Genomic DNA, 10768 nt, shown 5'->3' with positions numbered 1-10768 from the left:
GCTTACGCCAGCCGCCGCGCCAGTTCCTCCGCGTCGGCGTGATAGTACCGTGCCAGCATGGCCAGCGACTTGTGGCCGGTGATCCGCATTCAGCTCCGTAAGCATGCGGTGTAGACCGCAGGTTGACGGCGGTCACGCGATGCGCGCTAGTTGTTGGCGAGGTCACTACCAGGGTGTTCTTGTGGGTGAGCACCAGCAACCCTGTCACCCCTATAATCGGCATGCGCTTTGGACGTCAATCAGCGCAGTGGCCACCCGTCTGATCCAATTGAAATCAGCCGCGCCATTGATCGCGCCGGTTCACAGCGATGACCATCCGTCAGGCTGGCCTGGCTGTAAATCGGCGCGACCAAATGACCCCGTAGACATCAATAGACTCAAATGGGTACCGCGCAGATCGCGACCTCGCCTCAGGCTGCCGTGAACGGAACGCTGCAGGATAGAGAGACCCAGGGCGATCTTCAGGGCAAGGCATTCCACCCCTGCCAGCCGATATAGAGGCCAACCAGGGTGATGAGGGCGCCGGAGGCATAGGGCGCCCGCCGCGCCAGGGTGGCGAAGGCGCCGGAGAAGCGCTTGGCGGCATGGCGCATGCCCAGCGCCGCGGTGGCCCCCACGCTGACCATGGTCAGGGCCAGGCCGACGCTGAAGCACAGCACCAGCGCCACGCCGAGGGTAACCTGCTTCAACTGCAGGCACAGCACCAGCACGGTGATGGCGGCGGGGCAGGGAATGAGGCCACCGGTCAAGCCGAAGAGGATGATCTGCCCCGTCGTCACCTGCCGGTTGGCGAAGCGCCGCTGGATATCGCCGGCGTGCTGCAGTTCGTGCGCGTCCTGATAACCGGTCAGCCCCAAATCCATACCCTGCGCCGGGGTGGCGGGTTCGCTGAACCGGAAGGCATGCTGGTGCACATGGCGGCCGTGGCTGGCGCTGAGCAGGGCGGAGAATTCGTGCGGCTCCGGAATTTCCTCCGCCGACTCCCAATAGTCGTCCTGGTCCACCATGGTGAACCGCTGGCGGGCGCCGTCGGGTCGGACGGTTTCAATCCACACGGCATCCTGGGAAGCGGCGGGAAGTGGGCGGCCGCCCACAAGGAAGCGCACGCGGAAGCGGGGCGGCACGCCGTCTGCAAACACCTCCACGTCCACCGTCACGCTGTGACCGATCTCCGCGCGCTGCGCCCCATGGTCGGTGTGGGCATTGTGACCGTGGTGGTCATGCCTATGGCCATGATCGTAAGCGCCGTGGTCATGCCCGTGATCATGACTATGGGCATGTTCCGCCATCTGGGCCTGGCGGGTGCGCCACAGCATCCACAGGGCGACGGCGATGATGATGACGGCGGAGGCGACCTGGAAATAGGGCTCGGTCGTTTCCGCGTTCCAGCTGCGGCTAAAGTGCAGGCCCGCCAACGCCACCACCCAGACCACCAGGGTGTGGGAGGCCGTGGCCGACAGGCCCAGCAGCACCGCCTGGGTGACGGTGCCCCGGATGGCGATGATGAAGGCGGCCATCATGGTCTTGGAGTGCCCGGGCTCCAGCCCATGCAGGGCGCCCAACAGGATGGCGCTGGGGATGAACAGCCAGGCGTTGCCAGCCCCCTGCTGGAGCAGGTCGGAAAGCGGGGTCATTTGGGGCTCACAGGTATTTGGTGATCTCAGCCATCTCGGACAGCCGATCCCGGGTTTCCTTCGGCAACGGCCCTACGGCTTCGTAGAGGTGATGCTCGATATGGTGCAGGACGAGGAAGGCCTTGGCCTTGTCCACCGCCTTGACCACCGCTTGCAGTTGCTGGGCGATCACCAGGGCGTCGCGTCCTTCCTCCACCATCTCCACGATCTTGGAGAGATGGCCTTGGGCGCGCTTCAGGCGGTTCAGGACGTCGGGGTTGTTGGCGTGGCTCATAATGGCGGCATCCTATCCCCCTGGGGGGGATATGACAACGAAAAGAAGCCGGGTTGCCAGACTATGCTCGGGGCAGGTGGCCTATCAGGAAGCCGGACGGAAGACCAGAATGGCGGCGTCACCGCCGAACCAGCCGGCGCGGGCAGCGACGAACAGCCGGTCCAGTTCCGGCACGAACAGCGACGTCCGGGCGCCTGACGCGGTCTTGATCCGGTCGCGGTGGACCAGACCGTCGGGCGTGCGGTTGATGACGTCCACGGCGCCCTCGCCGCAGCTCACGTAATAGCGGCTGCGCTTGGCGTCGAAGGAGACGTCGTCGGTATCGTCGCAGAGGGGGATGCTGCCGGTGACGGTGCCGTCCGCCGCCTTCATCTCGACCAGGCGGGCCGGGCTGCGATAGCCCACCGCGATCCGGCCGGCGGCTCCGTCCAACGCCATCGGGTAGTTGGACCGCATGTCCGGAGACGACCAGGCCGCGATCTGGCGGCCAGTCCCGCGGTCCAGCACGTCGATCTGTTGCCGGTCGGGGACGTTGACGTAGAGGCGGCCGGCAGAGACGTCGTAGCGGAAGCCCTCTGGATGGGCGCGCAGCGGCAGGTCTCCGATCTTGGCCGGGCGGGCCGGATCGATGACGGCGATGCTGCCGGCGCCATACCCGACCAGGACGGTTCCCGTGGCGGTGTCGATCCGGACGTTGTCGGCATCGTCGCCTAGATCGACGGTCCCGGCCGGCATCAGGGTGGCGCCGGCATAGAGGCGCACGCTGCCGTCGCCGGCACTTGCGACGACGATCATGTCCCGGGCGGGCAGGTAGCCGATCCCCTGGGGCTCCTTCAGGCCGGTGATCCGCCCCGACCGCTTCCGGCGGGCGATGTCGATGCTGTCCACCGTGCCGTTGCCCAGTTCGGCCACGAACAGGCGGTCGTGCGCCAGGTCCACCGCCATATGATCGATCCGTCCGCCGACATTGGGCAGTGGGATCGTCGCCTCCAGCACCAAGGCAGGGTCGCCCGCGCCAGCCGATCCGGTGAGGAAGAGCATGGCCATCAGAAGGGGCCGGCCGGCGCGGGCGGAAGGCATCATGAGTGGGCGACCTGCATCTGGGCCAGGGCGTCGTGCAGGCCCTTTGCCAGCTTGACGGCATCGTCGTTGGCCCAGAAGTGCATGAAGAACAGCCGGGGCTCGTCGTCGAGCATGTGGTTGTGCAGCGCCGTGATCTCGATGCCGTTGTCGCGCAGCGCCTTGATGACCGGGTTGACCTCGGAGGCGATCAGCACGAAGTCGCCGGTGATCGCGGCCTTGCCGGCACCGGTCGGCTGGAAGTTGATGGCGATGCCGGCGCCCATGGATGGGGGAATCTCCATGCCGCCGGCCTTGGCGGCCTCCGCCCTGGGGACGGTCACCTGGTACACGCCGCCGTTGGCCTTGCCCGTGTAGCCCAGCGCCTTGTCCACCGCGGCGGTGTCCAGGTCAATGGCGGCCGGAGCCGGTGCGGCCGCCGGCGCCGCCAGGGGCGTCTTGCTCTTGGCCAGGGCGTCGTGCAGCACCGTCGCCAGCTTCACCGCGTCGCCGTGGCCGTCCACATGCATGTAGAGCGTGGCGGGCTGGGCGCGGAGCAGATGGTTGTGCAGGGCGGTGATCTGGATGCCCCCATCCTCCAGCGCCTTGGCCACCGCGTTGACCTCGTCCTGGGTCAGCACCAGGTCGCCCATGACCATGGCCTGCCCCTTGGCCGTCTCCTTGAAGGCCAGCCAGGACCCCAGGGCCAGGGTGGGCTTTATGGCGATGCCGTCCAGTGTCACCGACAGGTCGGTGCGCGGCAGACCCACCTTGTAGACGCCGTCCGGCTGCACGGTGCCAGCCTTGCCCAGCGCTTGCCCCACGGCGCTCCAGTCGGCATCGGCCGCCAGGGCCGGCACCGCCGTGGCCGCCAGGGCGGCGACCGTCACGGCGCGGATGATCCCGATGTTCATGCGTAGCTTCCTCTCAACAGGGGCTGGCTCCCGTTCGGGCCGGCCTGGTCGGTGTTGCGCACGCCTTCCCCGCTCCGGACCCTTGCGCCGGGGCGGCCGCCGTGATGGCCACCCCGGCAGGAGGCGATGCCGCGCCGCCGCCGATACGGCCCGGCAGCGGCGAGTGGAAAAATGATACATGTGTTGCATTAAGTCAATTACAGCAATAAGATGTATCAAATTTGGCATAGGCCCGGCTTCGGCATGCCCAGATTCTCCAGCGAATTCCCTGAAACGCCTGTATGCCTGTGGCATCCGCCGCTGGATGCGGGCGGGCTGGGGATTGAGGACAGGTTGGACGGAATGAGCCACGCCGCGAGGACGCAAGACGACTGGCTGCTGTTGGTGCACCAGTTGCCGGCCAAGCCGGCCTATCTTCGGGTCAAGATCTGGAGGCGGCTGCAGGCCCTGGGCGCGGTGCCCATCAAGAACGCGGTCCATGTGTTGCCGGCCACCGAGGAGGCGCGAGAGGACTTCTCCTGGCTCATCCGGGAAATCCTGGACGGCGGGGGCGAGGCCACGCTGTGCGAGGCCCGGTTCCTGGACGGGCTGACGGACGCCGACGTGCGCGGCCTGTTCGACCAGGCGCGGGATGAGGACTATGCGACCTTGGCCAAGGAAGCCCGCGCGCTGCTGGAGGTCGTGCGGGCCGACCCGGCCAAGATGGAGGAGGCACGTGCCGGCGCCGCCCGCCTGCGGGCCCGCATCAACCAAGTGGCTGCAATTGACTTCTTCGGAGCCCACGGCCGGGCCGCCGCGTCCGGCGTGCTCGACTTGCTGGAAACCACGACACGGGAACAGACTGAGATGCAAGCCAGTGAACCGGCCTCATCCGATGTGGACGCTTATAAGGGGCTGAGGTGGATCACCCGCCAGGGCATCCATGTCGACCGCATCGCCACGGCCTGGCTGGTACGGCGCTTCATCGACGCCGACGCCGTCTTCACCTTCGTTCCGTCGCGGTCGGTGGACCCGGTCCCCGGCGCCGTGCGCTTCGACATGATGGACGGCGAGGTGACGCACGAGGGCGACCGCTGCACCTTCGAGGTGCTGCTGGGCCGCATTGGCCTTGCCAACACCTCCCTGCAAGCCATCGCGGAGATCGTCCACGACATCGACCTGAAGGACGGTAAGTACGGCCGGGCGGAGGCCGACGGCATCCGCGTGCTGATCGCCGGCATCTGCATGAGCACCAAGGACGACGAGGAACGCCTGGCGCGGGGCATGGCCGTGTTCGACGACCTGCTGGGCTTTTTCCGCAAGAAGGGAAGCTGACGCCATGGCCGACGCCATCCTCCGCCCCTCCACCGACGTGCCGGCGCACGGCATCTCCTTCGGCGAGGCCGTCAAGGTCTGGGCCCGCGTTGCCGCGCTAAGCTTCGGCGGCCCCGCCGGGCAGATCGCGGTGATGCACCGCATCGTGGTGGAGGAGAAGCGGTGGATCGGCGAAGAGCGGTTCCTGCACGCCCTCAACTACTGCATGCTGCTGCCGGGCCCGGAGGCTCAGCAGCTGGCCGTCTACATCGGCTGGCTGCTGCACAAGACGCGCGGCGGCCTGGTCGCCGGCACACTGTTCGTGCTGCCGGGGTTCCTATCCATTCTGGCGCTTAGCTGGATTTACGTGCTGCTGGGCTCCGTTGACGCCGTGGCCGGCCTGTTCTTCGGCCTGAAGTCGGCCGTGCTGGCCGTGGTGCTGCAGGCGGTGATGCGCGTCGGATCACGGGCCCTGAAGAACCAGGCCATGGTGCTGCTGGCGGCCGTGGCGTTCCTGGCCATCTTCGTGGGCCAGGTGCCGTTCCCCATCATCGTGCTGGCGGCGGGCCTCATCGGCTACGCCGGCGGCAAGGCCGGGCATCCGGCCTTCCAGGGGGGCAAGGGACATGGTGCCGCCGCTGGCAAGGCGGTGCCGGACCGGGAGACGGCGCTGGGTGAGGAGATGCCGGCCCATGCGCACCCCTCCTTGTCCTGGTCGCTGCGGATTTCCGGGATCTGCCTGGTGCTGTGGCTGGTTCCCGTCGCGGCGTTGGTCCTGCTGCTGGGTCCGGACGACGTGTTCAGCCGCATCGGCATCTTCTTCTCGCAGATGGCGGTCGTCACCTTCGGCGGCGCCTACGCCGCCCTGGCCTACGTCGCCCAGCAGGCGGTGGACACCTATCACTGGCTGGCACCGGGCGAGATGCTGGACGGGTTGGGCATGGCGGAGACGACACCTGGCCCGCTGATCATGGTGCTGGAATTCGTCGGCTTCCTGGCGGCGTTCCGCGCGCCCGGCGCCCTGCCGCCGCTGGTGGCCGGCACCCTGGCGGCGGTGCTCACCACCTGGGTGACCTTCGTGCCCTGCTTCCTGTGGATTTTCCTGGGGGCGCCCTTCATCGAGAAGCTGCGCGGCAATCGCGCCGTCTCCGCCACCCTGACGGCCATCACCGCCGCCGTGGTGGGCGTGATCCTCAACCTGGCGGTCTGGTTCGCCCTGCATGCCCTGTTCCGGGAGGTGATGGACCTCAAGGCGTTCGGCCTGGTGCTGGAAATCCCGGCGCTGGCCAGCGTTAACGTGGCCGCTTTGTCGTTGACCGCCGCAGCCGTCGTCGCGGTGTTCCGGTTCAAGGTCGGGATGATCCCGGTGCTGGCGGCTTGCTCCATCGCGGGTCTGACGCTCCGGCTGACCGGCTTGGCCTGAGGCCAACGCAGTCAGCTGGATCGCTGCTCGTACCAGGGTCGGGTGGCCTTCACCAGGCGCACCACCGACAGCATCACCGGCACCTCCACCAGCACGCCCACCACCGTGGCCAGGGCAGCACCGGAGTTGAGTCCAAACAAGCTGATGGCGGCGGCCACGGCCAGTTCGAAGAAGTTGCTGGCGCCGATCAGAGCCGCGGGTGCGGCTACGCACCAGGCCACGCCGAACCGGCGGCTCAGCAGGTAGGCCAGGCCGGCGTTCAGGTAAACCTGGATGAGGATGGGCACCGCCAGCAGGCCGATGACCAGCGGCTGGGCCAGGATCTGCTCCCCCTGGAAGCCGAACAGCAGCACCAGGGTGGTCAGCAGCGCCACCAGGGACAGCGGCTGCAGGACGGATAGGGCGCGCTTCAGCCGGGCCTCGCCGCCGGCCAGCAGGGAGCGGCGCCAACCTTGCGCCACCACCACCGGCACGACGATGTAGAGGGCGACGGACAGCGCCAGGGTGGCCCAGGGCACGGTGATGGAGGCGACGCCCAGCAGCAGGCCCACCAGCGGCGCGAAGGCGAAGACCATGATGAGGTCGTTCAGGGCCACCTGGCTGAGGGTGTAGTGCGGCTCCCCCCCGCAGAGGTTGGACCAGACGAACACCATGGCCGTGCAGGGGGCGGATGCCAGCAGGATGAGGCCGGCGATATAGGACGGGCCCTGGCCCGCCGGCAGCAGGCCGGCGAACAGGGTGCCAATGAACAGCGTGCCCAGCAGCGCCATGGAGAAGGGCTTGACCGCCCAGTTGATGAACAGGGTGACCATCACCCCGCGCCAGTGCTCCTTCACCTGCGCCAGGGCGCCGAAGTCGATCTTCAGCAGCATGGGGATGATCATCAGCCAGATCAGCCCGGCCACCGGCAGGTTGACCTTGGCCACCTCGGCCGACGCCACGGTGTTGAATACGCCCGGCAGCAGGTGGCCCAGGGCGATACCGGCGACGATGCACAGCGCCACCCACAGGCTGAGGGTGCGTTCGAAGCGGGACATTGAGGGCCTCAGACGGTGATGGTCCGCGACAGCAGCGTCGCGGTGGAGGGGCACAGACCCTGGGCCTGGGGCGTGGCCAGGACGGAGGCCGGCGCCTGGTCGCGGGGGACGGGCTTGAACCCGGCCTTCTCGAAGAAGCCGCCGGCGGAGGTGGTCAGCAGCCAGGCCCGCTGGTGGCCTTCTTCCCAGGCGCGGCGCAGCAGCAGGGCCACCAGGTTGCGGCCGATGCCCTTGCCTTGCACCGTCTCCGGTACCACCACGGAGCGGACCAGAATGTCGGTGCCCAGCGGCACGTAGCCGCCATAGCCCGCGGGCGTGCCCCCGAGGGTCCGGTAGGCGAAGAAGCGGGCCTCGCCTTCGGCCAGGTCCGCCACCGGCAGGCCGGCGGCCGTCAGCGCCGCCACCAGGCCGGGATCGGAGGCCAGGACCGGTTCGTCCTTCAGGAAGGGCGCCCCTTCCTCCTTGTCGAAGTCCGCGCCGGGCAGACCGGGCAGCAGGTCCAGGACGACGTCAGACGGCCGGCAGAGCTTCACGCCCCGGGGCGTCACCACGATGGGCCGGTTGATCAGGATGGGATGGGCCATCATGAAGTCCAGCAGGTCGTCGTCGGTCCATTTGGGATCGTCCAGGCCAAGCTCCGCATAGGGCGTGCCCTTGCGGCGCAGCACCTGGCGCATGGGCATGCCCATGCGCCGGATGAGGTCGGCCAGCACGGCACGGCTGGGTGGGGCCTTCAGGTACTCGATCACCTCGAGCTCGGCGCCGGCCCGGCGGATCATGGCCAGGACGTTGCGCGAGGTGCCGCAGTCGGGGTTGTGGTAGATGGTGATCGCGGTCATGGGATGCTCGGGTGCGGGTTGTCAGGCATCGACGGTGGGTTTGGGGCAGCAGTCGATCGCCTCGGCGATGCCGGTGCCGCACAGTTCGGGCAGGCCCTGGCAGCAATCCTCCATAAGGAAGGCCAGCAGGCGCCGCGTGCCCTCGTAATCGGTGGCGTAGAAGATCTGGCGCTGCACCCGCCAGGAGCGCAGCAGGCCCGCCCGCTCCAGCAAGCCCAGATGATGCGACAGGGTGGAGGCGGGCACGCCGATCCGGGCGGCGACGTCGCCGGCTGTCAGGCCGTTGGGACCCGCCTGCACCAGCAGGCGAAAGACGCTCAGGCGGGTCTCTTGGGCGAGGGCGGCGAAGGCGTCGATGGCGGCTTTCGGTTCCATGGCCGTCACGCCTTCTCGGCCGCCGGTGCCGGCGCCTCATGGCTCATGGCGATTGCACCCAAGTCAGGGGCCCCCAGGTCGGGCTTCGGCTCCTTGGCCGCGGCCTCCTTCCGCTCGCTGTAGCGGTCGACCATGTAGTCGGCGCGGTCGCGCACCAGCAGGGTGAACTTCACCAACTCCTCCATCACGTCCACCACGCGGTCGTAGTAGGCGGACGGCTTCATGCGGCCGTCGTCGTCGAATTCCTGGTAGGCCTTGGCCACCGACGACTGATTGGGGATGGTCACCATCCGCATCCAGCGGCCCAGCACCCGCATGGCGTTCACGGCGTTGAAGGACTGGCTGCCGCCGGACACCTGCATCACCGCCAGAGTGCGGCCCTGGGTGGGGCGGACGCTGCCTGTCTCCAGGGGCAGCCAGTCGATCTGGCTCTTGAACACGCCGGTCAGGGTGCCGTGGCGTTCCGGCGAGCACCACACCTGGCCCTCGGACCAGATGGACAGTTCCCGCAATTCCGCGACCTTGGGGTGGGTGGGCGGCACACTGTCGGGCAGGGGCAGGCCGGCGGGGTCGAAGATGCGGGTCTCACACCCGAACCGCTCCAGCAGGCGGGCGGCTTCCTGCGTCAGGAAACGGCTGTAGGACCGCTCGCGCAGGGAACCGTAGAGCAGCAGGATGCGCGGCGGATGGGTGGAAATCCGCTTGGGTGTGAGCTTATCCAGGTCGGGGAAGTCGAACCGGGCAGCGTCAATGTTCGGTAGGTCGATCATGTCGATACGATACTTCGACAAGTATAGAAATGTCAATGCGAGGCGGATGGCCATCGCATTAGGACGGCCTTCAGGTCTCTGGGTGGGAATGGCGGTGGTGCAGGTCGGGATAGTGGGGATGGCGATGCACCATGGGCGCGTGCCGATGCACGTGGGAGTGGGGTTCGCCCGGGGATGTGCTGGGCGCGTGGTCGTGTTGGTGGTGTTCGTCATGCACATGGACGTGCTCGTGCACCATTTCCTCATGGGCATGCTCATGCTCGTGGTGCTCGACCAAGTGCAGGTAGAGCCCGACTCCCATGAGCACAGCGGCCGCCATCAGGCGCCAGGTCAGGGGCTCATCGAACAGCATCAGGGCCAGGATGGCGCCGATGAAGGGCGCCATGGAGAAGTAGGCGCCGGTGCGGGCCGTGCCCAGGTGGCGCAGGCCCAGGACGAACAGCACCAGGCTGAGACCGTAGCCGAAGAAGCCCACCACGGCGGTGGCGGCGGTGACGCCGACGGACGGTAGTGCCGCTCCCTGGGACAGGGCCAGGACCAGATTGACGCTGCCGGCCACCAGCCCCTTCGTCATGGCGATCTGGACGGGATCGGCGGAACTGAGCCGGCGGGTGAGGTTGTTATCGATGCCCCAGGCCAGGCACGCCCAGGCGACGGCGAGCGCGCCCCAGCCGACACCCTCCGGCCCGCCCTGCCAGGATAGCAGCAATGCCCCTGCTAGGATCGCCAGGGCGCCCAGCAGAAGCCGGCGGTCGACGTTCTCATGGAAGGCCAACCAGGCGATGCCCATGGTGGCCAGCCCCTCCAGGTTCAGCAGCAGGGCGGCGCTGGAGGCCGGGGTGCGGGTCAGACCGACCATCAGCAGCACCGGGCCCACCATACCACCCGCCAGCACGACGGCCGCCAGCCAGGGCAAGTCCCCTCGCCGTAGCGGCGCTTCCGGCTGGTCGATCCCTAGGAATCGGCGACCCAGATGCACGATGCCCAGCCCGATGCCGGAGCCCAGGTAGAGCAGGCCCGCCAGCAGCCAGGGATCGACATGGCCGACCAGCAGCTTGGCTAGGGGCGTGCTGGCGCCGAAGAGCGCGGCCGAGGCCAGGGCCATTGGGGCGCCCGGCCAAGCGACGGATCGGGACAGGGCCATGGCGTT

At 68.1% G+C, this 10768-nt stretch carries 11 protein-coding genes; 2 read left to right on the top strand and 9 right to left on the bottom strand.

Features of this window, described 5'->3' with window-relative positions; translation table 11 throughout:
* Window positions 1–461: 461 nt before the first annotated feature.
* From Y958_RS26620 to Y958_RS26605, 4 genes are all read right to left on the bottom strand, one after another.
* Window positions 462–1634 (bottom strand): nickel/cobalt efflux transporter, encoded by a 1173-nt coding sequence (locus Y958_RS26620; protein ID WP_088874882.1) that lies wholly within the window; start codon window positions 1632–1634, stop codon window positions 462–464.
* Window positions 1635–1641: 7 nt separating this feature from the next.
* Window positions 1642–1908, bottom strand: coding sequence for a metal-sensing transcriptional repressor (locus Y958_RS26615; protein WP_088874881.1), 267 nt, complete (start codon window positions 1906–1908; stop codon window positions 1642–1644).
* 84 nt (window positions 1909–1992) lie between these two features.
* Window positions 1993–2991 carry a YncE family protein gene (locus Y958_RS26610; protein ID WP_211098727.1) on the bottom strand — a complete coding sequence of 333 codons (999 nt, stop codon included), beginning with the start codon at window positions 2989–2991 and terminating at the stop codon, window positions 1993–1995.
* On the bottom strand, window positions 2988–3881 hold the full coding sequence (locus tag Y958_RS26605; protein WP_088874880.1) for a DUF1259 domain-containing protein: 894 nt from the start codon (window positions 3879–3881) through the stop codon (window positions 2988–2990). The genes Y958_RS26610 and Y958_RS26605 overlap by 4 nt, the downstream gene beginning before the upstream one ends.
* A 342-nt stretch (window positions 3882–4223) precedes the next feature.
* Between Y958_RS26605 and Y958_RS26600 the strand changes: the two genes are divergently transcribed.
* Window positions 4224–5195: a chromate resistance protein ChrB domain-containing protein gene (locus tag Y958_RS26600; protein ID WP_186291511.1), complete on the top strand. Its 972-nt coding sequence runs from the start codon at window positions 4224–4226 to the stop codon at window positions 5193–5195.
* A gap of 4 nt (window positions 5196–5199) precedes the next feature.
* Window positions 5200–6597, top strand: a complete 1398-nt coding sequence (gene chrA, locus Y958_RS26595; protein ID WP_088874879.1) for a chromate efflux transporter — start codon at window positions 5200–5202, stop codon at window positions 6595–6597.
* Window positions 6598–6608: 11 nt separating this feature from the next.
* Here the strand turns inward: chrA and arsB are convergent, their stop codons facing one another.
* The 5 genes from arsB to Y958_RS26570 form a co-directional block, all read right to left on the bottom strand.
* Window positions 6609–7634 (bottom strand): ACR3 family arsenite efflux transporter, encoded by a 1026-nt coding sequence (gene arsB / locus Y958_RS26590; RefSeq protein ID WP_088874878.1) that lies wholly within the window; start codon window positions 7632–7634, stop codon window positions 6609–6611.
* Between the two features lie 8 nt (window positions 7635–7642).
* Window positions 7643–8473 (bottom strand): arsenate reductase (glutaredoxin), encoded by an 831-nt coding sequence (gene arsC / locus Y958_RS33120; RefSeq protein WP_088874877.1) that lies wholly within the window; start codon window positions 8471–8473, stop codon window positions 7643–7645.
* Window positions 8474–8494: 21 nt separating this feature from the next.
* The gene (locus Y958_RS26580; RefSeq protein WP_088875260.1) at window positions 8495–8848 is read right to left on the bottom strand and encodes an ArsR/SmtB family transcription factor; all 354 of its coding nucleotides are present in this window, start codon (window positions 8846–8848) and stop codon (window positions 8495–8497) included.
* A gap of 5 nt (window positions 8849–8853) precedes the next feature.
* Window positions 8854–9618 (bottom strand): arsenical resistance protein ArsH, encoded by a 765-nt coding sequence (gene arsH, locus Y958_RS26575; protein WP_088874876.1) that lies wholly within the window; start codon window positions 9616–9618, stop codon window positions 8854–8856.
* 70 nt (window positions 9619–9688) lie between these two features.
* The gene (locus Y958_RS26570) at window positions 9689–10762 is read right to left on the bottom strand and encodes a DMT family transporter (protein ID WP_088874875.1); all 1074 of its coding nucleotides are present in this window, start codon (window positions 10760–10762) and stop codon (window positions 9689–9691) included.
* Window positions 10763–10768 lie beyond the last annotated feature (6 nt).

It is taken from the genome of Nitrospirillum viridazoti CBAmc, assembly GCF_000730165.1.
GTDB lineage: Bacteria > Pseudomonadota > Alphaproteobacteria > Azospirillales > Azospirillaceae > Nitrospirillum > Nitrospirillum viridazoti.
Note: the sequence above shows the minus strand (reverse complement) of the source record. Positions and strands in the feature narration are given on the sequence as shown.

What these genes read in the sequence shown, in the direction of transcription:
- Y958_RS26620 (WP_088874882.1), bottom strand. Translation starts at nt 1,634, where the DNA reads ATGACCCCGCTTTCCGACCTGCTCCAGCAGGGGGCTGGCAACGCCTGG.
- Y958_RS26615 (WP_088874881.1), bottom strand. Translation starts at nt 1,908, where the DNA reads ATGAGCCACGCCAACAACCCCGACGTCCTGAACCGCCTGAAGCGCGCC.
- Y958_RS26610 (WP_211098727.1), bottom strand. Translation starts at nt 2,991, where the DNA reads ATGATGCCTTCCGCCCGCGCCGGCCGGCCCCTTCTGATGGCCATGCTC.
- Y958_RS26605 (WP_088874880.1), bottom strand. Translation starts at nt 3,881, where the DNA reads ATGAACATCGGGATCATCCGCGCCGTGACGGTCGCCGCCCTGGCGGCC.
- Y958_RS26600 (WP_186291511.1), top strand. Translation starts at nt 4,224, where the DNA reads ATGAGCCACGCCGCGAGGACGCAAGACGACTGGCTGCTGTTGGTGCAC.
- chrA (WP_088874879.1), top strand. Translation starts at nt 5,200, where the DNA reads ATGGCCGACGCCATCCTCCGCCCCTCCACCGACGTGCCGGCGCACGGC.
- arsB (WP_088874878.1), bottom strand. Translation starts at nt 7,634, where the DNA reads ATGTCCCGCTTCGAACGCACCCTCAGCCTGTGGGTGGCGCTGTGCATC.
- arsC (WP_088874877.1), bottom strand. Translation starts at nt 8,473, where the DNA reads ATGACCGCGATCACCATCTACCACAACCCCGACTGCGGCACCTCGCGC.
- Y958_RS26580 (WP_088875260.1), bottom strand. Translation starts at nt 8,848, where the DNA reads ATGGAACCGAAAGCCGCCATCGACGCCTTCGCCGCCCTCGCCCAAGAG.
- arsH (WP_088874876.1), bottom strand. Translation starts at nt 9,618, where the DNA reads ATGATCGACCTACCGAACATTGACGCTGCCCGGTTCGACTTCCCCGAC.
- Y958_RS26570 (WP_088874875.1), bottom strand. Translation starts at nt 10,762, where the DNA reads ATGGCCCTGTCCCGATCCGTCGCTTGGCCGGGCGCCCCAATGGCCCTG.